The organism is Synechococcus sp. KORDI-52 (genome assembly GCF_000737595.1).
GTDB lineage: Bacteria > Cyanobacteriota > Cyanobacteriia > PCC-6307 > Cyanobiaceae > Parasynechococcus.
The window spans coordinates 2327814-2353250 of sequence record NZ_CP006271.1; the positions used below are offsets into that span (position 1 = coordinate 2327814).

The 25437-nt window shown below is 61.9% G+C and carries 28 protein-coding genes; 10 read left to right on the forward strand and 18 right to left on the reverse strand.

Annotation, left to right across the window (positions count from 1 at the left end):
* The first annotated feature begins 128 nt into the window (after window positions 1-128).
* Entirely contained in the window at window positions 129-386 is a 258-nt protein-coding gene (locus KR52_RS11870; RefSeq protein WP_038556186.1) for a hypothetical protein, read from the forward strand.
* Window positions 387-458: 72 nt separating this feature from the next.
* Window positions 459-1625, forward strand: coding sequence for an aminotransferase class V-fold PLP-dependent enzyme (locus KR52_RS11875; protein WP_038557328.1), 1167 nt, complete (start codon window positions 459-461; stop codon window positions 1623-1625).
* 34 nt (window positions 1626-1659) lie between these two features.
* On the opposite strand, the gene KR52_RS11880 is transcribed toward KR52_RS11875, so the two are convergent.
* From KR52_RS11880 to yidD, 3 genes are read right to left on the reverse strand one after another with little or no spacing between them, the layout of a single operon-like run.
* A complete protein-coding gene (locus tag KR52_RS11880; protein ID WP_038556188.1) occupies window positions 1660-3165 on the reverse strand; it encodes a UDP-N-acetylmuramoyl-L-alanyl-D-glutamate--2,6-diaminopimelate ligase in 1506 nt (501 codons plus the stop codon).
* A gap of 36 nt (window positions 3166-3201) precedes the next feature.
* Window positions 3202-3474 carry a glutaredoxin family protein gene (locus KR52_RS11885; RefSeq protein WP_038556191.1) on the reverse strand — a complete coding sequence of 91 codons (273 nt, stop codon included), beginning with the start codon at window positions 3472-3474 and terminating at the stop codon, window positions 3202-3204.
* A complete protein-coding gene (yidD, locus tag KR52_RS11890) occupies window positions 3474-3719 on the reverse strand; it encodes a membrane protein insertion efficiency factor YidD (RefSeq protein ID WP_038557329.1) in 246 nt (81 codons plus the stop codon). The genes KR52_RS11885 and yidD overlap by 1 nt, the downstream gene beginning before the upstream one ends.
* A gap of 56 nt (window positions 3720-3775) precedes the next feature.
* Here yidD and KR52_RS11895 point away from each other — a divergent pair, with 56 nt between their 5' ends.
* Window positions 3776-4933, forward strand: coding sequence for a hypothetical protein (locus KR52_RS11895; RefSeq protein ID WP_162175634.1), 1158 nt, complete (start codon window positions 3776-3778; stop codon window positions 4931-4933).
* 40 nt (window positions 4934-4973) lie between these two features.
* Here the strand turns inward: KR52_RS11895 and KR52_RS11900 are convergent, their stop codons facing one another.
* Window positions 4974-5834 carry a DUF3365 domain-containing protein gene (locus tag KR52_RS11900; protein WP_162175635.1) on the reverse strand — a complete coding sequence of 287 codons (861 nt, stop codon included), beginning with the start codon at window positions 5832-5834 and terminating at the stop codon, window positions 4974-4976.
* Window positions 5835-5930: 96 nt separating this feature from the next.
* Here KR52_RS11900 and rpsD point away from each other — a divergent pair, with 96 nt between their 5' ends.
* Window positions 5931-6539 carry a 30S ribosomal protein S4 gene (rpsD, locus tag KR52_RS11905; RefSeq protein ID WP_038556196.1) on the forward strand — a complete coding sequence of 203 codons (609 nt, stop codon included), beginning with the start codon at window positions 5931-5933 and terminating at the stop codon, window positions 6537-6539.
* Between the two features lie 130 nt (window positions 6540-6669).
* Window positions 6670-7221, forward strand: a complete 552-nt coding sequence (locus KR52_RS11910) for a DUF4079 family protein (RefSeq protein WP_253912488.1) — start codon at window positions 6670-6672, stop codon at window positions 7219-7221.
* Here KR52_RS11910 and KR52_RS11915 read toward each other — a convergent pair.
* Window positions 7218-7820, reverse strand: a complete 603-nt coding sequence (locus tag KR52_RS11915; RefSeq protein WP_038556198.1) for a nucleoside triphosphate pyrophosphatase — start codon at window positions 7818-7820, stop codon at window positions 7218-7220. The genes KR52_RS11910 and KR52_RS11915 overlap by 4 nt on opposite strands.
* A 112-nt stretch (window positions 7821-7932) precedes the next feature.
* Here KR52_RS11915 and KR52_RS11920 point away from each other — a divergent pair, with 112 nt between their 5' ends.
* From KR52_RS11920 to KR52_RS11935, 4 genes are read left to right on the forward strand one after another with little or no spacing between them, the layout of a single operon-like run.
* Window positions 7933-8256 (forward strand): Npun_F0494 family protein, encoded by a 324-nt coding sequence (locus KR52_RS11920; RefSeq protein ID WP_038556201.1) that lies wholly within the window; start codon window positions 7933-7935, stop codon window positions 8254-8256.
* A 23-nt stretch (window positions 8257-8279) separates the two neighbouring features.
* On the forward strand, window positions 8280-9749 hold the full coding sequence (locus tag KR52_RS11925; RefSeq protein WP_038557335.1) for a cobyric acid synthase: 1470 nt from the start codon (window positions 8280-8282) through the stop codon (window positions 9747-9749).
* Window positions 9746-9985 carry a 2Fe-2S iron-sulfur cluster binding domain-containing protein gene (locus tag KR52_RS11930; RefSeq protein ID WP_038556202.1) on the forward strand — a complete coding sequence of 80 codons (240 nt, stop codon included), beginning with the start codon at window positions 9746-9748 and terminating at the stop codon, window positions 9983-9985. Before KR52_RS11925 ends, KR52_RS11930 begins: the two co-directional genes overlap by 4 nt.
* Complete coding sequence (locus tag KR52_RS11935) at window positions 9982-11205, forward strand: chloride channel protein (protein WP_038557336.1); 1224 nt, start codon at window positions 9982-9984, stop codon at window positions 11203-11205. Before KR52_RS11930 ends, KR52_RS11935 begins: the two co-directional genes overlap by 4 nt.
* On the opposite strand, the gene cbbX is transcribed toward KR52_RS11935, so the two are convergent.
* From cbbX to KR52_RS12000, 13 genes are all read right to left on the reverse strand, one after another.
* Window positions 11159-12064 carry a CbbX protein gene (gene cbbX, locus KR52_RS11940; RefSeq protein WP_038556204.1) on the reverse strand — a complete coding sequence of 302 codons (906 nt, stop codon included), beginning with the start codon at window positions 12062-12064 and terminating at the stop codon, window positions 11159-11161. The genes KR52_RS11935 and cbbX overlap by 47 nt on opposite strands.
* A complete protein-coding gene (locus tag KR52_RS11945) occupies window positions 12048-12299 on the reverse strand; it encodes a 4a-hydroxytetrahydrobiopterin dehydratase (RefSeq protein ID WP_038556205.1) in 252 nt (83 codons plus the stop codon). The genes cbbX and KR52_RS11945 overlap by 17 nt, the downstream gene beginning before the upstream one ends.
* 34 nt (window positions 12300-12333) lie before the next feature.
* Window positions 12334-13473, reverse strand: coding sequence for a CO2 hydration protein (locus KR52_RS11950; protein ID WP_038556207.1), 1140 nt, complete (start codon window positions 13471-13473; stop codon window positions 12334-12336).
* Window positions 13470-14960 carry an NADH-quinone oxidoreductase subunit M gene (locus KR52_RS11955; protein ID WP_038556209.1) on the reverse strand — a complete coding sequence of 497 codons (1491 nt, stop codon included), beginning with the start codon at window positions 14958-14960 and terminating at the stop codon, window positions 13470-13472. Before KR52_RS11955 ends, KR52_RS11950 begins: the two co-directional genes overlap by 4 nt.
* Window positions 14961-14970: 10 nt before the next feature.
* A complete protein-coding gene (locus KR52_RS11960; protein ID WP_038556212.1) occupies window positions 14971-16815 on the reverse strand; it encodes an NAD(P)H-quinone oxidoreductase subunit F in 1845 nt (614 codons plus the stop codon).
* Window positions 16816-16926: 111 nt separating this feature from the next.
* The gene (locus KR52_RS15315) at window positions 16927-17463 is read right to left on the reverse strand and encodes a BMC domain-containing protein (protein WP_038556214.1); all 537 of its coding nucleotides are present in this window, start codon (window positions 17461-17463) and stop codon (window positions 16927-16929) included.
* Between the two features lie 53 nt (window positions 17464-17516).
* Window positions 17517-17768: a carboxysome peptide B gene (locus KR52_RS11970; RefSeq protein ID WP_011363752.1), complete on the reverse strand. Its 252-nt coding sequence runs from the start codon at window positions 17766-17768 to the stop codon at window positions 17517-17519.
* The gene (locus KR52_RS11975) at window positions 17768-18079 is read right to left on the reverse strand and encodes a carboxysome peptide A (protein WP_038556216.1); all 312 of its coding nucleotides are present in this window, start codon (window positions 18077-18079) and stop codon (window positions 17768-17770) included. Before KR52_RS11975 ends, KR52_RS11970 begins: the two co-directional genes overlap by 1 nt.
* Before the next feature lie 2 nt (window positions 18080-18081).
* A complete protein-coding gene (locus tag KR52_RS11980) occupies window positions 18082-19827 on the reverse strand; it encodes a carboxysome shell carbonic anhydrase (protein WP_038556217.1) in 1746 nt (581 codons plus the stop codon).
* A 7-nt stretch (window positions 19828-19834) separates the two neighbouring features.
* Complete coding sequence (locus KR52_RS11985; protein ID WP_038556219.1) at window positions 19835-22195, reverse strand: CsoS2 family carboxysome shell protein; 2361 nt, start codon at window positions 22193-22195, stop codon at window positions 19835-19837.
* Window positions 22196-22296: 101 nt separating this feature from the next.
* On the reverse strand, window positions 22297-22638 hold the full coding sequence (locus tag KR52_RS11990) for a ribulose bisphosphate carboxylase small subunit (protein WP_006043651.1): 342 nt from the start codon (window positions 22636-22638) through the stop codon (window positions 22297-22299).
* A gap of 59 nt (window positions 22639-22697) precedes the next feature.
* The gene (locus KR52_RS11995) at window positions 22698-24113 is read right to left on the reverse strand and encodes a form I ribulose bisphosphate carboxylase large subunit (protein WP_011363747.1); all 1416 of its coding nucleotides are present in this window, start codon (window positions 24111-24113) and stop codon (window positions 22698-22700) included.
* A gap of 71 nt (window positions 24114-24184) precedes the next feature.
* Window positions 24185-24496, reverse strand: a complete 312-nt coding sequence (locus KR52_RS12000; protein ID WP_006169870.1) for a BMC domain-containing protein — start codon at window positions 24494-24496, stop codon at window positions 24185-24187.
* A 354-nt stretch (window positions 24497-24850) separates the two neighbouring features.
* Here KR52_RS12000 and KR52_RS12005 point away from each other — a divergent pair, with 354 nt between their 5' ends.
* Window positions 24851-25432 (forward strand): non-canonical purine NTP pyrophosphatase, encoded by a 582-nt coding sequence (locus KR52_RS12005; RefSeq protein ID WP_038556221.1) that lies wholly within the window; start codon window positions 24851-24853, stop codon window positions 25430-25432.
* Window positions 25433-25437: the final 5 nt, after the last annotated feature.

The window sequence follows — 25437 nt, forward strand, 5'->3', positions numbered from 1 at the left end:
CTGGTCGGGATGGCAGATGGAACGAACTGCAGAAAAACGATTCAGAAAAAAATGGGCGTAGGCGTTTCCGCACTGGCCAGGGATTTGAGATCGGACCCTCAACGACCTCAGTGTTGCCGTTGGGCGCTATGGCATGGTTCTTGTGCTTGTCCATCGATGTGCTCTCCCGTTCTCCATTTCTGAATCGCCGTCGTCCTCAGGCCAGTCAGGTCGGTGACGTGGCCCTGTGCCGAGCTACGGCTCATCCTGGCCAGCAGAGCGTTCTCATCGGGCACAGCGTCAGCTCAGGCGCCTTCGAAGGGATAGCCGTCACGGGGGAAGGCCACGCCGGCATCCAACGTTTCGATCCAGCTCTCAAGCGATCACGCTGCAGGCTCACCATCTAGTGCCTGGCGATGGCCTGATGATCCTGCCAACCTTGTGATTCCCATCCTTTGGCTCACGCCAGTGCCGTGACCATGCGCGACCTCTGCCCTGCCCTGCAGAACAAGACGTACTTCAACTACGGCGGCCAGGGGCCTCTGCCAAGCCCGTCCCTGGAGGCCATCACGGCGAGCTGGAAGCACATTCAGGACTTGGGGCCGTTCACAGCGGATGTTTGGCCCTACATCGCCACCGAGGTCAACAGCACCCGACGCCTTCTGGCCCAGTGCTGCGGTGTTCCGCCCCATCGTCTTGCCCTCACGGAAAACGTCACCAGCGGCTGCGTCTTACCCCTTTGGGGACTGCCCTTTGCCGAAGGCGACCGGCTGCTGATCGGCGACTGCGAACACCCCGGAGTCGTGAGCGCCTGCGTTGAACTGGCACGCCGCCGGAACCTCGCCATCGATGTGCTGCCGGTGAAGCATCTGCGTGGTGATCAAGCCCATTGCGATGCCGCCGTGATCGAGACGATCGAAGAAACCCTCAGCCCACGGACCCGCCTGGTGGTGCTGAGCCATCTGCTCTGGAATACAGGTCAGGTGATGCCCATTGCCGCCGTCGCCCATCAGCTCAAGCAGCACCCCCACCATCCCTTCCTGTTGGTGGATGCCGCCCAAAGCTTCGGACAGATCCTCGTCGACAAAGCGGCCGCAGCAGCGGACATCTACGCCTTCACCGGGCACAAGTGGGCCTGCGGGCCCGAAGGACTGGGGGGCGTGGCCCTGTCCGAACGTGTGGTATCCGAAGCCGCTCCGACCGTGATCGGCTGGCGCAGCCTGCGCGATGAAAGCAAGGCCGATCTGAACGGCAGCGATCTGTTTCACCACGACAGCCGCCGCTTTGAAGTGGCCACCAGCTGCGTGCCCCTGATGGCTGGCCTGCGCAGCTCCCTGCAACTGCTGGAACAAGAAGGATCACCCCAAGAACGCTGGGACCGGATTCGAAAGCTCAGCAGCAAGCTCTGGCAGGCACTTCACGGGCTGGAGCGCGTCACACCCCTGCTGGACGTTGCGCCCGCCAGCGGACTGGTGAGCTTTCAGATCAACGGCGATTTTCCCCCCGCAGAGCATGTGAAGCAGTTGGGTGCCAAGGGGCTGTGGATTCGCGATCTGGCGGATCCCAGCTGCCTGAGGGCCTGCACCCACATCAGCACCACGGCAGACGACATCGACGCCCTGATGGCCGCGATCAGCACCCTTTGATCGGCTCAGATCGTCCGCATCAGGGCAACTTGCCTCAAAACAACCTCTGCCGCAGGGCGCATTCCGCTTGCTCGCGATCGTCGAAGTGCACCTTTTCGGTACCGAGGATCTGGTAATCCTCGTGCCCCTTGCCGGCCACCAGCACCAGATCATTCGCCTCAGCTCCTGCAATGGCTGAGGCAATCGCCTTGGCCCGATCACCCTCCACCAGAAAATCGCTGTCGGCCAGGATCCCAGCTACCACGTCATCGAGGATCTGCTGTGGGTCCTCGGTGCGGGGGTTGTCGGAGGTCACCACGACGCGGTCAGCCAGGCGAGACGCAATCGCCGCCATCTGCGGACGCTTGCCCCGATCCCGGTCACCGCCGCACCCGAAAACACAGATCAACCGCCCCGTGCAGAACGGGCGCGCCGCTGAAAGAGCGTTGTCCAAGCCATCGGGAGTGTGAGCGTAATCCACCAGCACCGGCGGCAGATCCGCTTCATCCACCCCGTGCAGAATCACCCGCTCCATCCGGCCGGGCACGCCACCGAAATGGCTGATGGCCTCCAGCAACACCGGCAAGGGCAACTGCTGCTGAAGCAACACCCCCACCGCCTGCAGCACATTCATCAGGTTGAAGCGACCCAACAAGGGCGAACGGAAACGGCCCTCACCCAGGGGGCTGATCAAACGCCCCTCCACCCCTGCGGCCGTCATCTGCAGGTCGCTCATGTGCAGTTCGGCCGATGGATCCTCCAGCGAACTGCGCCAACAGGCGGCGCCCAGACGCTCAGCCAACCGCGCCCCCCAGGGGTCATCGCTGTTGATCACGGATCTCACGCCGTCGGCAAGCAGCAGAGGATCCGCAAACAGTGCTGCCTTGGCCTCGAAGTACTCCTCCATCGAGGCGTGGTAGTCGAGGTGGTCCTGGGTGAGGTTGGTGAACACAGCACCAGCGAAGCGGCAGCCCGCCACCCGCTGCTGCGCCAAAGCATGGGAGCTCACTTCCATGGCTGCCAGGCCACAGCCGGCAGAGGCAGCCTCGGCGAGTTGCCCCTGCAAAAGGTCGGCAAAGGCCGTGGTGTGGGTGGCCGTGATGCTGTGGCCTGGCCAGCGGTTGACCAAGGTGCCGAACAGGCCAACGGTCTGATCTGCTGAGGCGGCCAGATGCTCGATCAAATGGGTGGTGGTGGTTTTGCCATTGGTGCCCGTCACACCGATCAGGGCCATGCGCCTGCATGGGTGATCCCAGAAGGCCGCTGAGATCTCACCAATCCGACGCGCCACCGGCTCTTGGATCACCACAACGGGTTCATCCACACCGGGCGGGTGAACTGAAGCAGCTCCAGGCCCAATGACAGCAGCGGCGGCACCGGCCTCCAGGGCCTTTGCCCAGAAGGTTCCGCCATCCACCCGTTCCCCTGGAAGACCGAGGAAGAGGGTTCCGGGGCCGACGCGACGGGAATCGGTGGTGATTGCCTCCACCCCAGGGTTCGCCAACCCTTGCGGCACCGCGATGCCTGCATCGCTCAACAGGGCATGCAACGCCTGCGTCATCCCAGCTCCCCGATCCTTGGTGGAGTTTTAAGCCGTTCAGAGGGCCGTGGACAGACAGCGTTGCAACCAATTCAACAGTCCCTCACCCGTGAGCCGCGGCGAAACGCGGGGCAGCTCAGAACCATCGAGCGCGAGCACAGGCACCTCGAGGTCGTAGCGCGCCTTAAGCCCCTGGGGGATGCCGGTCGCATCGATATCAATCACCTTCAGCTTGATCGAGAGCCGGGCGAGATCGATAGCCCGCAAGCGGGATTCCATGCCCTCACAGAGGCAGCAGCCGGTGCGGCTGTACAGGGTGAGCTCCTTCATCAATCGGGCACCGGATCACAGCCGCAGGGGGTGAAGGGATGGCAGCGCAGCAGCCGCTTCATGGTGAGCCAGCCCCCCTTCCAAGGACCATGCTTCTCAATGGCCTCCAGGCCATAGGCACTGCAGGTGGGAGTGAAGCGGCAGCGGGGCCCGATCATCGGGGAGATGAACCGCCGGTAAAAGCCGATCAGGGCGAGAAGCAGCGATTCAACAGTCTGCGAAACCAGAAGTCCTATCGCAGCCATGCTGGTCAACCAGGAAACTCAACTCGAATAATTTAGTGACATCGCGGAACGCCATTTTGGCTCGGAAACGTTGCATTCGGCTCCTGCTCGTTCTCCTGTCGATCGGGGTCGCCGTATGGCTCAATCTGCCCCTGGCTCAAGCCAATGAACGGCTGCCAGGCCAGGCCAACCGCATTGGCGACTTATGGAAGCTCAACGCAGCACGCCATCCATGCGCCACTGCGGAAACCCTTCCCGCCAATGCTTACATCCCGCCGCAACAGAGGGAGGCGCCGACGCCAATCCCGGTAGGAATCAGTATTCACATCAATGAGATTCCTGAAATTTCAGACACCTACAATCGATTTCAGCTGGATGGATTGCTCACCTCGACGTGGTGCGACAGCCGATCCATCAGCGATATCCCGGTGGGCGAGGACGCACTGGTGTTGTTCAACAACGCCGCCGAAGATTGGTTGAGCGAACATTGGTCCCCCCAACTTGAGTTCACCAACCGAGTGAGCGAAGCTTTTTATCAGACACAGACAATCACCATAAGAAAGAATGGGTCCATTGAGCGAATGACACGCTTTGAAGAACAACTTGGATCCGAGTTCAAACTTGAGAAGTTCCCCTTCGACCAACAATTACTTAGAATATATGTTCAATCATTCACCTGGGACCAAAGCGTCGTTCGACTCGTGAATCTTGGAGACGTCGTGAGCCTGAGCCGAAATTCAAGGCTCCCTGAGTGGGAAATCAAAAATCTTCGATACGTCATACGAAATCACGACGACCCTGAGAAAGGCAGCAAGGAATACTCAAGGCTATCCTCAAACATCACAATCAAACGACGCTCGGGATACTACATCTACAAAATCTTTATGCCATTGGGCATCCTCACATTCACGAGCATCTTTTTCCTGGCGATACCAATCAACGCCTTCGCAGACAGAATGGCGTTCATATCCGGGCTTTTGTTCACAACCCTGGCTTATCAGATCATCATCGCAAGCGCTGTCCCCAGAGTTCCATACCTCACCCTTGGCGACACTTACACAATTTTCCTGTTCACATTCATGATCGCCGAGGTTTTTATCGCCTATCACATCTCACAAAATTTACAAAAGCAAGGCAACGAAGGCGTTCCGACCATCGAAAGAGCGATGGAAATTTTTCTACCGCTGATCTTCATCTTATTTCAGACCCTGTTCATCTGGCTTGCAATCAACTGACTGGAACATGAATCAAATCCCTGCGAAATACCACCAAGAACTAATGGCGCAAATCCTTGAAACGCCGCGCCAACAAACCAAATTCATCGGGACGCTTCTCGAGATTCTCATCCTCATAGCCTTTATCAACGGACTGTAAAAGCTTGAACAACGGTCTAAAAACCACGCTGGAAAAAATACGATTCACAGCCAGAACCACTGCCGCCGAGAGGCCTCCAACCGCTGCAACCAAAAGCAGCGCAAACCGGCCAGGAGCGGGGAGACCAGCATCTTCAGGCAAAGTGACAATCTGAGCGCCAACCACATCGCCCACCTGCCAACCAAAACCGCCAGTTTCTCCATAGACCCGGATCTGGCTGCGCGGAGCACGGTCGGGAGTGGAGTGGCAGGTAAGACAACTCTCCTTGGTCAAGCGAATCGGTTTCGCAACGAAATACTGGTGATGATCACTCTTGGAGTCCAAAGAACCACTTAATTCTTTGAGGGACGGATTGGCCATGAAACGACGAATCAACTGAGCCTCCTGTTCATCCGCCAAATCAGCGGGGCTTGTGGGGTTCAGAGAGGCCTCGCGGTATTGAAAATCCTCGTAAGCATGATTAAGCCTCAAATATTCAAAAACTTTCGTCGCTGAGTAGCTTGGTACTGCTGATGGCAGGAACGCCTCATCCGAGACTGCATTAATCGGGGCGATGATCGGATTGATCTTGCGTGACGTGTACTCGCGTACAGACAGCATTACGTCCATGAATTGGATGGCTTGCGACCTGACGTATTGACGGGCGACGACTGAATAGCCTGAGAGCACCAAAATCACGGCCAAGATCAACGCAACGAGCTGGACGCCGACAAACCGCAAGAGAAAGTCTGTCGCGACGGATCGGGCGGGCGAGCTGGCCAAAACGGGACCAGGTGCAGTTCTGGTGAGGATAACGAGGCTTTAGGGTGGTCAGTTCGTGCATTCGCGCGAAACACCTAACGACAATCCTTCCCACCTATGTCCCGTTACCGCGGCCCTCGCCTGAGGATCACGCGGCGCTTGGGAGACCTCCCCGGTCTCACCCGGAAGGCCGCCAAACGGTCCTATCCCCCCGGTCAGCACGGCCAAGCCCGTCGCAAGCGCTCTGAATACGCGATCCGTCTCGAAGAGAAGCAGAAGCTTCGCTTCAACTACGGCGTTTCCGAGCGTCAGCTCGTGCGCTACGTGAAGAAAGCGCGCGCCCAGGAAGGTTCCACCGGAACCAACCTGCTCAAGCTGCTCGAGAACCGTCTCGACAATGTGTGTTTCCGCCTCGGCTTCGGACCCACCGTGCCCGGCGCCCGTCAGCTGGTGAACCACGGTCACGTCACCGTGAACGGTCGTGTCACCGACATCGCTAGCTACCAGTGCAAGCCTGGCGACGTCATCGCCATCCGCGAGCGCAAGTGCAGCAAGAAGCTGGCTGAAGCCAACCTCGAGTTCCCCGGTCTGGCCAACGTGCCGACCCACCTCGAGCTGGACAAGTCCAAGCTGAGCGCCAAGGTCACCGGCCGCTGCGAACGCGAGTGGGTTGCCCTGGAAATCAACGAACTGCTGGTGGTGGAGTACTACTCCAGAAAGGTCTGATCCCGATCCGCAGCTCACAAACCCACAATGCGCAACCCTGGGTCCAGGGTTGCGTTTTTTTTTGGCTGATCCCCAGGCACTGCAGGCGCTCACCCGCCACGACTGGCTCGGACTGATCCACCCCGTGCTGATGATCCTGTTCGTCTACCCGGTGGTGGGCGCCACGATCCGCCTGGGAATCCTGGCGCGGGAAAAGCGATTGGAGATCAACCCGATCGCCGATACCGTGCCGGTGGAGCACGCGCAGCATGGAGCCTGGGTGACGGCCGGAGTGCTGCTGGCGGTGCTGATCAGCCTCAGCCACAGCCTCTGGAGCGTCCATCCCCTGAGTCTGCTGCTCAGCGGAAGCGCCGTGCTGTTCAGCTTTGGACGCCTGCTCACCAGCCGGATGGTCTGGCGACGCCTGCTCTGGGCTGTCGCCAGTGCGAGCGGCCTGCTTCTGCTTGGCCTGCAGCCCGCTGTGGAGCGGTTCAGCGATGTTCCGTGGAACCCCCTGTTCTGGCAGTCCCATTTCTGGATGGGCCTGTTGCTCACCTCCCTGTTGCTGAGCTCCACAGCGCTGCAGCCCATGATTGGTCATTCCCTGAGGGCACGACGCCTTCACATCAGCAGCAATCTGCTGGTGGCCTTGCTGCTGGCCATGCAGGCGATTTCTGGAACAAGAAATCTGCTGCTGAATTAAGTCAAACCGGCCTCGTCTCCTTCAGAAAGCTCCGCAGCGGTAAGCGCTTGACGCAACCAGGGAAGACTGAGGCCGATCACGTTGGAATAACAACCATCCAATCCATCGATGCAGAGACCGCCGCGCCCCTCCAGGGCAAACCCACCGGCACATTGCAGCGGTTCTCCACTGGCCACATAGGCCTCGATCTCGGCCTGATGGAGCGGCGCAAAGCGCACAACCGTCTCCACACAAGCCAACAGATCACTCTGGCCTCGCCGAATCAGGCAATGACCCGTCAGCAGAGATCCACGGCCACCAGCCATCCGCTGCCAACGCTGAATCGCTTCTTCAGGGCCCGAAGGCTTGCCGAACACCTGCCCCTCAAAACTGAGCACGGAATCACACCCCAGCACGGCCGTGATCTCGGCATCGCGTGCAGGGTCAAGCTCCAGGGCAACAGCCGTGGCCTTGGCCTGAGCGAGCAAAGTCACCAGCTCTGCTGGATCGGGGTGGTGGATCTGTGCCTCATCCACACCACTGACGCGCACCCGATGAGGTACTCCCGCCTGCTCCAGCAAGCGGCGACGCGCCGGCGAGGCAGAGGCAAGCAACAGCACGGGAACACAGCACAGAACAACACTCCGTAGGCTGCCAGGGACGGGAGGCTTCGCCATCGCTCACCCCACCGACCTGCTGGATCGACGCAGCCGAGACCGGGCTTGCCGAGCCATGGGATGCCTACCCTTCTCAGAGGCGCTCTACCGGGATCTGCAGCAGCACGGACTGGATGCCGAAGACCTCTGGAGCGAGCCCGACCGCTACGCACGCAGAACACGCTGGTTCCGCAACAGCGAAGCTCTCGAGGACGATCTCCGTTGGTTGATCAACGTGGGCGTGCTGCGCCGTGAGGTGGACGGGCAGGGACTGACCAGCCGGTTCAGGCTCACGCCCCTGGGTCGTCAGCTTCTCGATGACGATCCTGCACTGCTGCAGCGTTCGATCCCGCTGCTGAGTCGGCTGCGCCACAGCCTTCGTCGGCACTGGCCGTTGTGAGCCAGACCACGCCGCGCCCCCTGATGGTGCTGGGCACCTCCAGCGGTGCCGGCAAATCGCTGATGACGGCGGCACTGTGCCGGGTGCTCCAACGCCGGGGAGAACAGGCTCTGCCCTTCAAGGGCCAGAACATGAGCAACAACGCCTGGGTGGATGCCGATGGCGGTGAAATGGCCTACTCCCAGGCCATGCAGGCCTGGGCAGCGGGTCTTGAGCCCTGCTGCGCGATGAATCCCGTGCTACTGAAACCCCGGGGAGACAGCACAAGTGAGGTGATTCATGGGGGCCAGAGCGTGGGAATCGCCCGCGCCGAGCACTACTACCGCGACTGGTTCCGCCCGGGATGGCAGGCGATCCGAACCGGACTGATGGAGCTTCAGCAGCAATGGCCTCAAGGCCGGCTGGTGCTGGAGGGAGCGGGCAGCCCTGTGGAAGTGAATCTGCAACACCGCGACCTCACCAACCTGCGCCTGGCCCAGTACCTGCGGGCCAACTGCCTGCTGGTGGCCGACATTGAGCGCGGCGGCGTCTTCGCCCAGATCGTTGGCACGCTCTCTCTCCTGCGACCAGTGGAACGCCCGCTGATCAAAGGCATCCTGATCAACCGCTTCCGCGGCCGCCGGGAGCTGTTCGATGCGGGGCGAGGCTGGTTGGAGGCCAACACCGGGGTACCGGTGCTGGGGGTGATGCCCTGGCTGAACGAGCTGTTTCCTCCTGAAGATTCCCTCGACCTGCTGGAGCGCAAACCCACCCGGGGAGCCGCCGATCTGGAGATCGGGGTGCTGCGGTTGCCGTCCCTGAGCAACTTTTCCGATCTCGATCCGCTCGAGGCCGAATCCAGCCTGAGGTTGCGCTGGATTCACCCGGGGGAACCCCTCGGGGAGCCGAACGCCGTGATCCTCCCAGGGAGCAAGCAGACGCTGCGCGATCTGGAAGCGTTGAACGCCAGTGGACTGGCCGAGCAACTCAGGACCTACGCCCAAGCTGGCGGATCCGTCCTGGGCATCTGCGGCGGGATGCAGATGCTGGGTCAAACCTTGAGCGATCCGGAGGGACTGGAGGGCACGGATCAGAGGGGGCCCCAGAACGGCTTGGGACTTCTGCCCCTGAAGACCACCTTCAGCGGCACAAAACGGCTGAGCCAGCGCAGCATCCATGGCCTTTGGCCCGTGGAAACGCCGCTGAGCGGATTTGAACTGCACTACGGAACCACCACGCCGGATCCCGGTCTTCAACCGCTGAGCAGCGACCCTGGTTTGGGGTGGTGGTCTCCGGGCCCGAAGGGTTCAAGCGTGGTGGGCACCTACCTGCACGGGCTGCTCGACAACGGCCCTTGGAGACGGGCTTGGCTCAACAGACTTCGCAGCCAGCGCGGACTGCAGCCGTTGGTCAACGATCCCAACAACCACAGCGCCCATCGAGATCTGCTGCTCGATCGCCTGGCCGATGCCTTCGAGCAACATGTGAACCTTGACCCATTGCTCCAGCCATGACGTCGATTCCCGTGCACTGGCCCGATGGCCGCACTACCCATGAACCGATCGGTCAGGACTGGTTGGTGGCCGCCCGTGGAGCGGGCGTCAGCATTCCCACCGGTTGCCTGGGGGGCAGCTGCGGGGCCTGCGAGATCGACGTGAACGGCACGGTGGTGCGTGCCTGCATCAGCACCATTCCCGCTTCAAAATCAGCGAAACTCTCCGTTGACTTCGCCACCGACCCGCATTGGTGACTCCCTTGCGCCTCAGCCTGATGGCCCTGTTCACCGGAGCCTTGAGCGGCGCCGGTGTCGCTGTTGTGTTCGGCTGGATCGGCCGCTTGAGCCAACTGCTCTGGGGTGATCCAGTTCTTGAAGGGTTGGACCGCGGCCTCCCCTTGGGCTGGTCGCTGCTGGTGTGCGGCAGCTGCGGGTTGATCCTGTCGCTGCTGCATCGCCCCGGCCCCGCCACGTTGCTGCCGGAGTTGCGCGACACCCTGAGAGATCTGCGTGAGCCGACCCAAGCTCCGAAACGCGATGAAGTTCGTGGACTCCTTGGAGCGTCGCTGGCCCTGATCGGTGGAGGTTGCATCGGGCCGGAGGCCCTGATGAGCCGCATGGCCGCACTGATCAGCCAGCGGATCTGGCGTGGACGGGACCAGAGGCTGCAGGAGGCAACGGTGGCCGGAAGCTTCGGCTTGTTCGGAGCCCCACTGCTGGGGGGGGCTGTCATCGGCGATGCACCCCAACAGACGCGCAGGCAAACGTTTCTCGACCGCTGGCTGCCCGGCAGCCTCGGAGGCCTGGCCGGTTTTGCCGCCTTCCATGGCATCGGTGCTGCCAGCGGCGGATCACTGGAACGGCTTCCCTACATCTGGCCCAGCACCCTGGGGGAAGACCTCGGAACCCTGAGTGCAGGCGTGTTGGGGGGAGTGATTGGCTGCGGTCTGGGCTGGCTGCTGCTGCGCTGGCAAGGATGGCTGGAGCATCGCCAACTGCTGGCCCACTGGCCTTGGTGGCCGCTGCTGACCGGCCTGCTGCTGGGAGTCTGCATGCACTGGCTGCCCTTGGTTCCTTTCGCCGGTGAAGACCAGATGCGGCCTTTGTTGGAAGGGCAGAACGCAAGTGCGGCCTGGTTCCTGCTCCTCTCCGCGCTGGTGAAACTGCTGATGCTGGGCCTCTGCCTGGAAACCGGCTGGCGCGGGGGGGTGTTCTTTCCCCTCTTCCTGGTCGCCTGCGCAATCGGAACGGGACTGCATCTCATGCTTCCGGAGCTGGGCAGCCTTGGCAGCTGGTGCGGTGCCCTTACCGGTGCGTTGTATCGCTACGTGCTTCCCACACCCTTGGCGGTTCTGGTACTCGGACTTGCCCTCCTCCAGGGTCATGGCGCTGCAGGATTGTTAGTGGGACTAGCGATGGCGCACCTGATCAAGTCCCATGCTGAGCTGGGTGGTGGCCCTCCACTTCGCCCTTGAACACTCGGCTGGCCCGGATGTCTGCTGCCTCAATCGTGGTGAGATCCAGCTTGGTCAGCGGCTCCCCCATCCGCGAAAACAAGCGGTTGGCTTGGCGCAGACGGGCCCGGTCCAAGGCATTACGAACCGAACGCGCGTTGGCGAAGAAAGGAAGCTGACGCCGGCGGGAGACGTAGTCGGAGAACGCCGTCTGGGCCTCGGCACTGAACTGGTAGTGCTGGGCCTCGAGGAGCAGGCCTGCAATCGCCATCAGCTCGTCGTCGCTGTAGTCGGGGAAATCGAGATGGTGAGCCACCCTTGAGGACAGGCCTGGATTGGAGCTGTAGAAGGTCTCCATCCGATTTCTGTAGCCCGCAAAGATCACCACAACGTCGCTGCGTCGGCTCTCCATCTCCTGCAGGAGAATCTCAATCGCTTCGGCGCCGTAATCGCGTTCGTTGTCTGGCTTGTAGAGGTAATAGGCCTCATCAATGAACAGCACGCCCCCCTGGGCGCGCTTGAGCATCTCCTTGGTTTTGGGGGCGGTGTGGCCCACGTACTGACCCACGAGGTCGTCGCGGGTGGCCGTCACCACATGGCCTTTGCGGAGGTAACCCAGGCGATGCAAGATTTGCGACATCCGCTGCGCCACAGTGGTCTTGCCGGTGCCGGGATGGCCGGTGAACGACATGTGCAAACTGGGCGCGGTGCTGGGCAACTCCAGTTGCTGCCGCGCCTGATCCACCAGCAGCAGGGCAGCAATCTCTCGGATCCGCGTCTTCACCGGCGCCAGGCCAATCAGTTCACGGTCCAGTTGGTCCAACACCTCAGCCACACCGGAATCGGTGTAAGCCGTAGCCAGATCAACCGAGGAGGGCATCAATTTGGGCTGCAAAGGCGCGATCGGATTCACTCAGCTGGGCCTCAGGGCGGTCATCCTCCGGCCGGATCGTGATGTTCACGTAGGTGCGCCCGAAGCTGATGTCGGGAAAGCGCTGGGTCGCCTCGCTGTGCTCGCCGAGCTTGTCGAGAAAATCCCTGGTGGCGTCGTAGCGATCAAACTCGAAACGACACTCGAGGCATACGGGTCGTTTCCGCTCCTGCCACTGATTCATCAGAGCCCCCGTTCAGCCTGAACCTGCTGAAAACCTAGAGGAGCGCCACCCGCTGGCAGCCCATCAACCGCCCGGCCCAAGCGTCGGCGTAGGCCCGATTGGCGGCCTGCTCCTCAGGATCATGGGTGTCAAGCGGATGGGGCATCGTGCCGGCAATGGCAGCATTGGTGACGCAGAACATCGACTTCTGGAAGCTGACGCAGATCTGCACGTGAACATCCGTCTGGCCACGACCGTTGTCGTCGTACCAGAGGCTCAGTTCCTCGGGCAGGTGGCGGTACATGTCCTGCATGCAGAGGCTGGGGGGAATCCCAGCACCCATGCTGGGAATCGGATCGGCGTAAAGGGCGCCGTATTTGAAATCACTTATGTCCGGTGAGATCTGCCGGGCCTGGGCGTTGTACGACACCGTTCCCAGGAAGGGCATGCCGCGGAAGAAAACAGCTTCCACATAGGGCACCGCCACATCCACCAGGAACGTGAGACCCGCCTCAGGGGGGAGCACCCAGATCTCTTGACCACAGATCGACACCTTGTACTCAATCGGGCTTCCGGCCGCCGCCACCAAGCCGTCACGGATGTGATGCACCACATCGTTGACGCAGGTGACTTCCTTGATCGCGTAGCGACGGGCCAGGTCGACAAAGATGTCGCTCATCACCCGCCAAAACAGACCAAGGCAATAGATGGTGGTGAGCGAACGGATGGCCTCGGGGGCGAAATCAGGATAGAGGCGGTTGTTCAGGGCCAGAAGAGGGTCGCGCGCCGACTTGCACTTGATGATCCGCTGGCAGGCCTCTGCGAATTCAGGCGTGTCGAGGTAAGCATCCAGGCCGCCGGTGCCATGCCAGAACATCGCCTTCTGGCAGTACTCGGCGTACTCGAAGTTGATGCGATCCCCAATCAGATGGGTCCAGAGGCGCTTGACGCTGAACCCCTCGTGAAAAAAGCGGAACACCGGGAAGGGATTCAGCATCTGCTGCTCGCCCTGGTCCACGAGATTCTTGCTGTAGGCATCAAGAACCAGGCCGTAGCTCTCGAGCACATTCACCACCTGCAGCAGATGGTCGGGGGTGTCCTTGAGCAGCGGCGTGTCGCTGAGCAAACGACGGATCAACTCCTCCTGATCAGGAAGCACCGGGGGTTGAACGGGGGATGCGGTTGTAGGGGTCATGACAGATCTCCAGTGATCAGGCTGAGGCCCGTTGTGGCCGCCTCACTGAGGTTCGAGAGCAGCTCTGGAGCAAGGCCAAGCACAAGCACACCGAGGCTGAGGGCGATGGCCGGGGCCTGCTCCCGCAGCGCAACGCTATTGAGGATACGGGGATTCACCACCTCGCCGGGAGCGATCGCCAGACGACCGAAGAAGGCTCGATTCACCAACAGCAGGAAATAGACCGCCGTCAGACCCGATCCCACCATGGATAGCAGCGTGGCCAGGGGGAAGGGCTGAAGGCTGCCGCGGAAAATCAGGAATTCGGAAATGAAGCCTGCCATGCCGGGAATTCCGGCACTGGCCATCACCCCGATGATCATCAGAGATCCGGAGAGCGGCAGGCCGCGCTGGGGATTGAGCAGGCCACGCAACACATTGAGGTCGCGGGTGCCGGTCTGGGCGTAAACGACACCCACCACCAGGAACAGCACCCCGGAGATCAGGCCATGACTCACCATCTGGAACAGGGCTCCCATCAACCCCAGCGGCGTGGCAGCGGCGGCGGCCAGCAGCACGTAGCCCATGTGGCCCACCGAGCTGTAGGCCACCATGCGCTTCATGTCGGTCTGGGCGATCGCGGCCAGCGATCCGTAGAGCACTGAGATAGCAGCCCAGCCGGCTAGCCAGGGAGCAGCCACCTGCCAGGCGTCGGGGAACAAGCCAAGACAGAAGCGGAGCAGGCCGTAGGTGCCCAGCTTGAGCAGCACACCTGCCAGAAGAACCGACACCGGTGTGGAGGCCTCGGTGTGGGCATCAGGCAGCCAGGTGTGGAAGGGGAAGAGGGGGATCTTGATGCCGAAGCCGATCAACAGAGCACCCATGAGCAGCAGCTGGGCGGTCATGCCGAGTTCACCGGCCAGGATCGGCCGCAGGCTGAAATCCATGGTTCCGGTGACCAGGGCAAGGCCAAGGAAGGCACCCAGGATCAGCACGCCTGAGACGGCGGTGACGATCAGAAACTTGGTGGCGGCATAGGCCCGTTTGGCACCGCCCCACACAGCGATCAGCATCCAGAGGGGGATGAGTTCCAGTTCATAGAACAGGAAGAAGAGCAGCAGGTTCTGGGCCAGGAAGGCACCATTCACCGCTCCGGAAATCACCAGCAACAGGGCGAAGTAGACCCGGGGTCGGTTCTCGATCGTGCGCGAGGCGATGGCTGCCACCAGGCAGAGCACCCCGTTCATGAGCACCAGAGGCAACGACAGGCCATCCAGCGCCAAGGCGTAATCCAGGCCGATGGCATGCACCCAGCGGGCCTGTTCCACCAACTGCAAACCAGCATCGGCGGCATCGAAGGGCAGCAGCAGGGCGAAGCTCGCCAGACACTGCACCACCAGCAGCACGATGGACACATCGCGCAGGCGTGCACTCGACGGGGATCCCGGCCAGAGGATCAGCGCCAGAGCCCCAAGGAAGGGAATCAGTAGCAGGAGGGAAAGAAGCATCTCGGGGCGATCAGGTGAGGAACCAGCTCACCGCGGTGAGGAAAAGAACGATGGCCAGAAGCACCGTCAGCACATACGACTGGCTCTGGCCGCTGACGCTGAGCTTGAGGCTGTCGGCACTGGCCAGGGAGAAGCGAGCCACCCCATTGAGAAGACCATCCACCACATTGCGGTCGAACCAGGAGGCCAGGCGAGAGAAGCCAGCCACAACGTTGACGATGGTGAGGCGATAGAAGCTCTCGGTGTAGAAGTCGTAGGCCAGGAGGTCCTGCCACCAGCGCAGCACAGGATTCAGCGAGCGGGACCAGGCCTTGCTCAAGGGAAGAACGGCGCCGGCGAGGAGGCCCAGCAGGCCGCTGCCCACCACAAGAGCGGCTGCCCAGAGGGGGAAGGCCAGCAAACCATCGAGGGATTCAAGCCGCACCAGCAGCAGCGGCGTGATCAGCACAATCACGGTGAGAGCCACCATCGGGAACGCCATTTGCCAGTTCACCTCCGCCGCCCGGCGGGACTTGATCAGGGAATCCCCCATGAACACATGGCGGAATACCCGCACCTGACCCATGGCGGTGAGGGCATTGGTGAGCAGGAACACCGCCATGAACGGCACGGAGCGCACACTAAGCAGCTCAATCGACTGGGCCAACGCCAGGAAGCCACCCAGGGGCAGGAAGCCCACCAGACCGGCACCACCCACAAGAAACGCCGTGGTGGTGGCCGGCATGCGGCTGCCCAATCCCCCCAGCTCGGTGATGTCCTGACAGTTGGTGGAGGCAATCACGCCGCCAATGCTCATCGACAGCAGCGCCTTGGACACGGCATGGGTGAACAGCAGCAACAAGGCCAGAACGGGGATCTGCAGCGCAATGGCGATGAAGACCAGCCCCATGTGGGCGGTCGTGGAATACGACAGGGTGCGTTTGATGTCCACCTGAGCCAGGGCCACCAACGAGCCACCGATCGCACTGATGCTGCCGATCACGAGCATCACGCCAATGGCGATGGGCGAGAGCTGAAGGATGGGCATCACCTTCAGCAGAACAATGGCGCCGCAGGTCACCACCACCGAGTTGCGCAGAATCGAAGCCGGGTTCGGGCCCTCCATGGCTTCATCCAGCCAGAGGTGCATGGGGAACTGGGCGCATTTGCCGGTTGGGCCGGCGACCAGGCCCAAACCCAACAGCGTTGCAGCCAGCGGAGAGAGGGTGTCTTGAGCTGCCCAGGCATAGAGGTCGTTGAAGCCCATCACGCCGGAGTAGCTGCAGAGCGCCACCACACCCATCAGCAGCAGCACATCACCAACGCGCTTGGTGAGGAAGGCATCCCGAGCTGCGGTGACCACCAGGGGTTGGGCATACCAGAAACCCACTAACAAATAGGTGGAGAGCGTCAGCATTTCCAGCAGGAAATAGCTCTGGAACAGGGAGTCGCTGAGCACGACGCCACTCATCGCCCCCTCGAAGAAGCCGAGCAGTGCAAAGAAGCGGGCCAAGGCCCATTCCTTGTCCATGTAGCCCAGTGAATACACCTGCGACAGCAGGCTGAGGCCCGTGATCAGTTCCAGGGCCACCAGGTTGGTGAGTGACAGGCTGAAGCTGATGTTCAGCTCCAGATCAGCCACGCTGAGCCAGGGAAAGGCCAGATCCACCGGCCCTGACTGGTAAACCTCCTGCAGGATCAGGCTGCCGTGGGCGAAGGCCAGCAGGGTGAGAAGGATGTTGAGGTAGGCGGCCGGACGATGGGCATCGCGGCGGAACCAGCCACAGGCCCAAGGAAGGGAGACAAGCATCCCGATGAACCCATAGAGCGGGATCAACCAGGCGGTCTGGATGGGAAGCGAAAGCTCCGGGGTCAAAACGGCGAGCGGGATGGTGATCGAGCTGGTCGCTGGTTGGCCGGCGAATCTAGAAGCCGGTCACTAGCAAAAGGGCTCTTTGTGAACGGCTGTGAGGAGGCTTTTATGCAGTCAGCTGCGGCGGGCTGCACCACTGCCGGCCAACACCGGCTCCACCTCTTTATGGGGACGGGCGATGATGTGGGCGGCAACAAGGCCGTCACCCACACGCTCACAGGCATCGGCACCGGCACGAACCGCAGCGTTCACAGCTCCGGTTTCGCCACGCACCATCACCGTGACGTAGCCACCACCCACATACTCACGGCAGATCAGGCTCACCTCAGCAGCCTTGGTCATGGCATCGGCTGCCTCAATGGCAGGAACCATGCCGCGGGTTTCGATCATGCCCAGCGCCACGCCGGCAACGATGGGAGAAGGGGTGGCAGCGGGTTTGGCCACGGCTGAACCACCACCGGAACCTGTGCTGGAGGCGCTGCTGCGACGCGTTGTGGTGGAGGCACGTCGGGTTGTTGCTGCTGGAGCTGCCTTAGCGGGGGTCGAGGACGAAGCAGACGTGCTGGCCACGGGTTTCACATCCACCGTCTTGTTCGCCGCAGCGGTGCTGCGGGTGGTGCGACGACGGGGGGTGGGGGAAGGAGTGGCCATGGATTGGAAGGTGTGGAAACGGAACGGAAACGGCGGAGGGAAATGGGTGGTCCCTATCCGTCCGGATTCCAGAAATCGATGATTCCACCGATGGTGAGATCGGTGAGAACGGTGTTGTCAGGGCAGGCATGCCGTGCCGCCGAACCGCTGGCGGTGAACACCCAGTTGCCCTCTCGGGCACCCACGGGGTCAACCGCCACCAGCTTCTTGCCCTTGTTGTTCTTGAGAATGCGCAGGTGCATGTGATCCAGACCGGCAACCCGGTAGGAGCAAACCAGCGTTCCCATCACCTGCATGATTTCCATTAGCTGGGGTTGCCTCCCGCGGGTTTGCTGGGGCTTGGGGATGGGGAGGGAGCGGAGGTCTTCGGAGGGTCGGGTTCCCAGTGGTCAATGATCCCCACGATCGTGAGGTCACTGGGATACGACTTGCTGCCGGCGGCTTCACGGGCGGCCGAGCTGCTGACGCAGATCACCCAGTCGCCAGGCTTCGCACCCACCGCATCGACGGCCACCTTCTTGGTGCTGCCATCCAGCACGACCTGAAGGTGCTTGTGCTCAAAATCGGGGATCCGGTTGGTGGAAACGAGCGGCTTGACGACCTTGACGATGAGCATGATCAGTGAGCCTCCGGAAGTTGCGGGTCAAGCGTGGAACCGACGACCTCGGCCGGAGCCGTCTGGTTGCGGTCGCGAATGGTGAGACAAGTGTGGAGCAGGCCCTCATCAACAAGGGCTGCGTAGCGATCGGCGATGGCACGGTTCACCCGTTGGCAATCAGCGATGGCCCGTTCCCGAGCACCGGGCACACGGCCGGAATAATCGAAACGCACAACAACCGGGATCGGCAGATCCCGGGACACATTCAGACCCTTGAAGATCTTCACGCCCACATCGAGATCAGGTGCGCCCTCTTCAACGGTGTCGAGGTGGGCGAAATACGTGAGGTTGCGCAGATGCACCTCCTTGAAACCGATGCCAACGCCAATGAAACGCTCTGCGTGCCCGGCATCCGGATAAGTACCCCCGTGCAGATCCTGCACGTAATCGATCTGGGAGAAGTTATTGGCGAGCAAGCGCGTGAGGAAGGACACCATCCCGGCATCCATGGGACCAGGAGCAGAGCTCTCAAGAGCTTCAGCAATCTGTGCCATCGCTTGATCAGCACTCATCGATGCCGTGGCGGCATGCAGTTCCCTGGCGCAAAGCCAACGATCGAGCACCATCTCACTGTCGCGGCTTGGGGGGTGAACCCGGATCGCATCGGTGTCGGTGTCGAGACCGATCAGCAGAAGATCAACGGAGGCACCGCAGCAGAAGCTGTTTTCCACGGCCTCACGGAAGTCGAGCAGACGTTGATGACCCGCGGCAGCCGCCAGTTCGTCATTGCTGCCATGGGCAGCGCAGCCCTGATGGGAGGGATCGAGGGAACTGAAGTGGTAGGTCACCACCTTCAAGTACCGGGTCGGTTCCGTGGATGGATTGGGTGAACCTTCGCGGTAGCGACGATGCTCGGTTTTGACCCAGCGGTTCACCGTGTTCTCAACGTCGAACATGGCGCCGGCGTGGGAGCGGCGACGCACAGCGCTGAAGGGAATGCGCAAGCCGTAGGCCACGGTGTGGGCCAACCGACCATCGGCGCATGGCGTCAGATCGAGCAGATGGATGCCGCAGTCGAGCAAGAACTGTTCGAACTCCCGGGAGGCAGCACTGCCCGTGCCGGCATCGAGGGGGTCGTCCTGGAAGAAACGGTCACTGAACAAGCGGTGGCTTTCGAACACACACCAGGCGAACAGGGCGCGCATGTCGAGGGGTCGAACCCAGGCCCGCTGCAGGATGTGATCCGGCAGATCAAAGCCGAGCTCGGCCCGGCACAACCGCTGGGCCTGGGGAATGAAATCGGTTTCGTGCTGGAGCGCTGAAACCTGCTGAAGCAGGGGAACAATCCGATCAAAGCGGCCTTTGATCTCCTGCTCGTAGGCCTGAAGACGGGCATTCGCCGCTGCATCCGTCAACGGATGGCGTCGGTGGGTGATCGGCAGAGAGCTGCGGCTCAGGTTGAAAGGAACCGCCCGGGTGGCTGCCTTTTCACGACGGACCCAGCCCGGCTGAGACGGAGAGGGACGCTGGACGTCCTTGCTGGAGCGAAGCCGGCCGCCGGCCACCTGGCCGCCAGCCAGTTGAGCAGCTTTGCCCGCAGTGGTGAGGGCACGACGGCGATCCAGAGCGGCCTTACGGGTGGAGGGCTCCACTTCAGGGGTGGTCTGAACGGAATCAGAGGTTGCTGACAGCTGTTGAAGCTGACGACGCGTGGGTGCCGAGGGGGCCTGAGGTCGCCCGCCACGGAGAGGCTTGGAGCGAACCATCAATGAATCAGCCCCGTGCGCCGCCGGAGACGGTGATCAGGGAACCCTTTTCGGTGTTGCCGCTGGAGCCGGTCACGCGGCTCACAGGCCATTCGGCCTCCTCGTTGCGCTTGCGCTCGAAGGGAGACATGGCACTCATCGGGCCGGGACGGCTGGGGTTACGACGACGGGCCGAAGCACCCTCAGTACCGGTCACATGCTCACCACGATCCCAGTCGTCACCAGTGATCTTGGTGGAGGAACCCTCGCCGGTGACCCGAGATGCAGGCTTCTCAGAAGGCTCACTGACCACAGCCACGGTGGGCTGGAACTGGCGCTGCTGACGGTTCTGGAACTCGCGGTTGTCGAAGCGGAATTGCTCGGTACCGGTCACCTTGCCGCCAGCCATATCAAAAGGGCCGGTGATGCGATTCCCCTGCTCATAAGACGTCCCGGTCACACCGGCGTTGACTTCACGCTGCTGCTGGGCAGCACGGGCGGGAGACACCACGCTGAAGCGGGTCCAGGCGGCACCATCGGGAGCTTGGCCGTGGGTGTCGGTGCCGGCGGGGGCATCAGCGCCGCAGGCAGCGGCCAGCTGATCAGCACCCACGTAAGGCGTGCCGGTGACTGCTTCGCAGGCACCACGCTTGTCGCCGGTCATCACACCACCCACTCCGGGTTGGATGCCCGTCATGGCAGCGGAAGGGGTGCCCACACGCACAGGTGTGCGCTCACGGATGGCCTGAACCGCAGGAGTTCCACAGTGCTGCCCGGCCTGCTCAAGACCTGCATAGGGGGTGCCTGTGACGGCCTGGCAGCTGCCGGGCTCATCGCCAGTCACGTTCTCCGAGCGGCCCGTGCGGGTGCCGCTCACCACCTGATTGCGGTTGGTGATGCTGAAGCCAACCTTGGCCGCTTCCGGCTCAGGCTTGCCGCCGCAGAAGGCATTCACCTGCTCGGCGCTGATGTATTGATCACCGGTCACGCGGTGGCAGGATCCGAACTCATCACCGGTGACGCTGGCGGAGCGACCCACCATGGTGCCGGTCACGCCCGTGCCCGAGAGGGTTCCGGAAAGGCCCACCTTGGCAGCGGGACGACCGTCGGGCAGGGGATCGGAACCGAGGTACTGATCGCCGGTGAGGCTGCGGTTGGCACCGGCTTCATCACCGGTGACGCTGGCGGAACGACCCACCATCACGCCGCTTACAGGACGGCCCTGTTCGGTGAGGCTGTGGCCCACCTTGCGCGGGGAGGTCACGCCACCGCCGCAGTAGGCGGCAGCCTGGTTTGCGGAGATGTACTCGGTGCCGGTCACGCTCTTGCAGGTGCCAGGCTCATCGCCAGTGACCTTTTCGGAACGGCCGACTTCATTACCGGTGACACGGTTGCCGTGGCTCGTGGCGGTGACGCGCACCTTGGCCGGAGTGGTGGCAGCTGGAGCGGTCTGACAGAAGGTCTGGAAGACTTCGGCGCCCAAGTACTCGGTACCGGTGATCGAACGGCAGGTACTGGCTTCGTTACCGGTGGTTTTCACCGAGCGGTTGGCCTGGGTGCCGGTCACGGTCTGGCCGCCGGTGGTGGTGCTTTCACCCACCTTCCAGTGGGCATCAGCAGCAGCGGCTTGCTTGGCGCCGTGACGGTTGGGACCGGTGGGGCGGGTCACACCAGCGCTCTGTTTGTTGCGGGCGCCGGCCTTGGTGCGCAGCTCGCGCACCTGTTGGGCCAACTCACGGCTGGTGAGGTCAGGGTTGGCCTGACGGGCAACAGCAGCTGCACTGGTGGGTTGCTTGCCAGCGGTTTTGCCGTGCTTGGCCATGGCTTCACGACGGGCCAGGACCAGCGCACGGCTGGGGTTCTCAATCGCACGACGTTTGGGAGTGGCCGAACGGCGCTCCGTGCGGGCAGACAACTTGGGAGACGGTGCAGTCAGGGAAGCCTTTTCAGTGGCACGCTTGCCACCGCAGCCACAGCTCTTTGTGGTTTCAGCGGGTGAAGCTGCAGGAGCAGCGGCCTTGGTCTGGCGGGCCACATCAGCGCGGTTGCGATCGCGGCTGGTGTCGGCGGTCTTTCCGCGGCGGGACAGGGCATCGCGACGGGCGAGCACCAATTCGCGGCTGGGATCGCGTTGCGGCTTGACCTGAGAGCTGCGCTTTGCGGGAGCAGCTGTAAAGGATGTGGTCCGCTGCGGAGCTACGGCAGCGGAGGTGGCAGGTGCCGGGGCAGGCTCAGCAGCTACGGCCGCGTTGGTGCGGGTGGGACGAGCATCCGCAACGGTGCGAACACGGTTGGCGCCATCACCAGCCGCTACCGAGGACTTCTTACCGGAAGTGGTCAGCGCCTTGCGGCGTTCAAGTGCGAGTTCGCGACTGGAGAGTCTTGCCATGTCCGCCCGAGGATGTCGTCGTGAAGTGGAAGGGCACTTGCCCCTCCGGAAAAAGCTGGAGCCCTGATCAGGTCAGGGCTCGGAACCATGGGTTCGAAGGATCAGCGTCCTTCGAAGACCACGAAGCAAGCACCCTGGCTCTGGGTGTAGGCGTCGTAACCGACGATGCGCACGTGGTGGTCGGGGTATGCGCGATGGCAAGCCTCGAGCTCACTGACAACGACGTTCAGATCCTTCTCACCGAAGAAGGGGAGCTTCCAATACGACCAATAGGTGGCCATGGAGTTGCTGGGATGGACGTGCTCGACGAGCGGGCTCCAACCCTGGGCAATGATGTAGGCGATCTGGTCGTAGATCTCGTCCTGGGTCATCGGCGGGAGGAAGCCGAAGGTCTCCAGGGTGGCGACTGTTTGATAGTCACCCACGGTGCTCTGGAAAGGCATGGGGATCCTGGGTGTAAGAAAAAGGGGTGGCCGGTTGCATCAACCGGCCGTTGAGACGATCAGTTCTGGACGTCGAGCTTGTCGACGGTGTCGAACTCGAACTTGATCTCCTTCCAGGTCTCGAGGGCGATGGCCAGCTCGGGGCTGTGCTTCGCGGCTTCCGTGAGGATGTCGCGGCTCTCTTTCTCGAGATGACGGCCGGCGTTGCGTGCCTTGACGCAGGCCTCGAGGGCCACACGGTTGGCAGCAGCACCTGCAGCGGAGCCCCAGGGGTGACCGTGGGTACCACCACCGAACTGAAGAACGGAGTCGTCGCCGAAGATGGTGACCAGGGCGGGCATGTGCCACACGTGGATACCGCCGGAAGCGACGGCGAACACGCCAGGCATGGAACCCCAGTCCTGATCGAAGAAGTTGCCGCGGCTGCGGTCTTCGGGAACGAAGGATTCGCGCAGCTGGTCGATGTAGCCGAGGGTGGTCTGACGATCACCTTCCAGCTTGCCGACCACGGTGCCGGTGTGGAGCTGGTCACCACCGGACAGACGCAGACACTTGGCGAGAACGCGGAAGTGGATGCCGTGCTTGGGGTGACGGTCGATCACCGCGTGCATGGCGCGGTGGATGTGCAGCAACATGCCGTTCTTGCGGCACCACTTCGACAAACCGGTGTTGGCCGTGAAGCCACCGGTGATGAAGTCGTGCATGATGATCGGCATGCCGAGTTCCTTGGCGAACTCAGCGCGCTCGTACATCTCCTCGGGAGTGTTGGCGGTCACATTGAGGTAGTGACCCTTGCGCTCGCCGGTCTCCTGCTCGGACAGCTTGATGGCTTCCGCAACGAATTCGAAGCGGTTCTGCCAACGCTGGAAGGGCTGGGAGTTGATGTTCTCGTCGTCCTTGGTGAAGTCCAGACCGCCACGCAGGCACTCATAGACAACACGGCCGTAGTTCTTACCACTCAGGCCGAGCTTCGGCTTGATGGTGCAACCCAGCAGAGGACGGCCGTACTTGTTCATCCGGTCGCGCTCAACCTGGATGCCGTTCGGCGGGCCGTAGCAGCTCTTGATGAACGCCATCGGGAAGCGGATGTCTTCCAGACGGAGATGGCGCAGAGCCTTGAAACCGAACACGTTGCCGACCAAGGAGGTCAGAACGTTGGTGATGGAACCCTCTTCGAACAGGTCGAGTGGGTAGGCGATGAACGCATAGAACGACTCCTTGTCACCAGGGACGTCTTCGATGCGGTAGCAGCGGCCCTTGTAGAAGTCGAGATCGGTGAGGAGCTCGGACCACACGGTGGACCAGGTGCCGGTGGAGGATTCAGCAGCCACAGCAGCGGCAACTTCTTCCTTGGGCACACCTTCTTGGCCGGTGCACTTGAAGCAGGCCAGCAGGTCGGTGTCGAGGGGGACGTAATCAGGAGTCCAGTAGGTATCCCTGTACTCCTTGACCCCAGCGTCGTACTTCTTGCTCATGGGAAAACTCCGTTAGGTCGGTGAAGAGGTTGAGACGTTCGCGTGCCTCATCAGAGGCTCAGCGGAAGATCTCAGTCCTTCTGACCAAGGAAGTTGCCGTTGCCCAGAGCAGGCTCCACTTCGCGGTGGGGGCGGGCAATGATGTGAGCAGCAACCAGGCCGTCACCGACGCGCTCGCAAGCGTCAGCGCCTGCGCGCACAGCAGCATTGACAGCACCAGTTTCGCCGCGAACCAGAACGGTGACGTAGCCGCCGCCGACGAACTCACGACCGATCAGGCGCACTTCGGCAGCCTTGGTCATGGCATCAGCTGCCTCGATGGCGGGGACCAGACCGCGGGTCTCGATCATGCCGAGGGCGATGCCCATGGTTTCGTTAGCCATTGCCTACCGGAAGAAGGGGTGGAATGTTCGCTCGGGACATTGCTTTGTCGGAACCCTTCCCGTCAAGAGATTTGGACGACTTTCTCGATCACTGTCCATAGTGAACTAAATAAGCCGGGCTTATCACCCTGGATCTCACTGTTCCGGTCTGCTGTGGTGGTTCGTGTGATCACATCCCCACATGGCGTTGCCGACCAGGGGAAAGCTCCATAGGTTCACACTGCGTCACCCCCCCAAAGCCTTGCTGCGGGGTGGAATGTTCAACCCAAACGGGTGTCGCTGGGTCGAATCCAGAGATTGTTAGCTCCTATTCCCATCAAGCCCGCACAATGGAGTCCGTTTTATTGGTCCTCCTTGGCGCTTCAGCTCACCATTGCCACGGGCAACCCGATCAAGGTTGCTGAAATCGAGGCCATGCTGGGACCGCTTCCTCTGGTTGTGCAGCGTCAACCCGGTGATCTGGATGTTGAAGAAACGGGAAGTTCCTACCGTGAAAACGCTGAGCTGAAAGCCAGCGCTGCAGCCCAACGCACCGGCAGTTGGGCCTTGGCTGACGATTCAGGGCTTGAGGTGGATGCTCTTCAAGGGGCACCGGGTCTGTATTCCGCCCGCTACGCCGAGGGAAACGACGCCAAGGTGCAGCGGATCCTCAGCGAGCTGGTGGGATCGCCTTATCGGAGTGCCTGTTTTCGCAGCACGATGGTGTTGTGTGATCCCTCCGGCAGCTGTCGTGCCTCGGCGGAGGGCATTTGCTGGGGCGAACTCCTGAGTGCCCCGGCCTACGCCGGCGGCGGATTCGAATCCCTGCTTTGGGTGCGGGAAGCCCGTTGCACCTACGGCGAACTGAATGCGGCTCAACTCAGCCGCCTGGGCAGCCGCGGAAAGGCGGCACGAGCTTTGGCACCACAGTTGCGTGAGCTGCTCAACCTGAGCTGATCTGA

Bases quoted from the DNA above. Each gene is read 5' to 3' on its own strand.
- rpsD (WP_038556196.1), top strand. From the start codon at position 5,931: ATGTCCCGTTACCGCGGCCCTCGCCTGAGGATCACGCGGCGCTTGGGA.
- KR52_RS11985 (WP_038556219.1), bottom strand. From the start codon at position 22,195: ATGGCAAGACTCTCCAGTCGCGAACTCGCACTTGAACGCCGCAAGGCG.
- cbbX (WP_038556204.1), bottom strand. From the start codon at position 12,064: ATGCCCTCCTCGGTTGATCTGGCTACGGCTTACACCGATTCCGGTGTG.
- KR52_RS15315 (WP_038556214.1), bottom strand. From the start codon at position 17,463: ATGGCCACTCCTTCCCCCACCCCCCGTCGTCGCACCACCCGCAGCACC.
- KR52_RS11910 (WP_253912488.1), top strand. From the start codon at position 6,670: ATGATCCTGTTCGTCTACCCGGTGGTGGGCGCCACGATCCGCCTGGGA.
- KR52_RS11980 (WP_038556217.1), bottom strand. From the start codon at position 19,827: ATGGTTCGCTCCAAGCCTCTCCGTGGCGGGCGACCTCAGGCCCCCTCG.
- KR52_RS11990 (WP_006043651.1), bottom strand. From the start codon at position 22,638: ATGCCTTTCCAGAGCACCGTGGGTGACTATCAAACAGTCGCCACCCTG.
- KR52_RS11925 (WP_038557335.1), top strand. From the start codon at position 8,280: ATGGTGCTGGGCACCTCCAGCGGTGCCGGCAAATCGCTGATGACGGCG.
- KR52_RS11920 (WP_038556201.1), top strand. From the start codon at position 7,933: ATGGGATGCCTACCCTTCTCAGAGGCGCTCTACCGGGATCTGCAGCAG.
- KR52_RS11975 (WP_038556216.1), bottom strand. From the start codon at position 18,079: ATGCTCATCGTCAAGGTCGTCAAGCCGCTCGTTTCCACCAACCGGATC.
- KR52_RS11885 (WP_038556191.1), bottom strand. From the start codon at position 3,474: ATGAAGGAGCTCACCCTGTACAGCCGCACCGGCTGCTGCCTCTGTGAG.
- KR52_RS11930 (WP_038556202.1), top strand. From the start codon at position 9,746: ATGACGTCGATTCCCGTGCACTGGCCCGATGGCCGCACTACCCATGAA.
- KR52_RS11950 (WP_038556207.1), bottom strand. From the start codon at position 13,473: ATGACCCCTACAACCGCATCCCCCGTTCAACCCCCGGTGCTTCCTGAT.
- KR52_RS11955 (WP_038556209.1), bottom strand. From the start codon at position 14,960: ATGCTTCTTTCCCTCCTGCTACTGATTCCCTTCCTTGGGGCTCTGGCG.
- KR52_RS11880 (WP_038556188.1), bottom strand. From the start codon at position 3,165: ATGACGCAGGCGTTGCATGCCCTGTTGAGCGATGCAGGCATCGCGGTG.
- KR52_RS11995 (WP_011363747.1), bottom strand. From the start codon at position 24,113: ATGAGCAAGAAGTACGACGCTGGGGTCAAGGAGTACAGGGATACCTAC.
- KR52_RS11870 (WP_038556186.1), top strand. From the start codon at position 129: ATGGCATGGTTCTTGTGCTTGTCCATCGATGTGCTCTCCCGTTCTCCA.
- KR52_RS11945 (WP_038556205.1), bottom strand. From the start codon at position 12,299: ATGAATCAGTGGCAGGAGCGGAAACGACCCGTATGCCTCGAGTGTCGT.
- KR52_RS12000 (WP_006169870.1), bottom strand. From the start codon at position 24,496: ATGGCTAACGAAACCATGGGCATCGCCCTCGGCATGATCGAGACCCGC.
- KR52_RS11875 (WP_038557328.1), top strand. From the start codon at position 459: ATGCGCGACCTCTGCCCTGCCCTGCAGAACAAGACGTACTTCAACTAC.
- yidD (WP_038557329.1), bottom strand. From the start codon at position 3,719: ATGGCTGCGATAGGACTTCTGGTTTCGCAGACTGTTGAATCGCTGCTT.
- KR52_RS11970 (WP_011363752.1), bottom strand. From the start codon at position 17,768: ATGGAAATCATGCAGGTGATGGGAACGCTGGTTTGCTCCTACCGGGTT.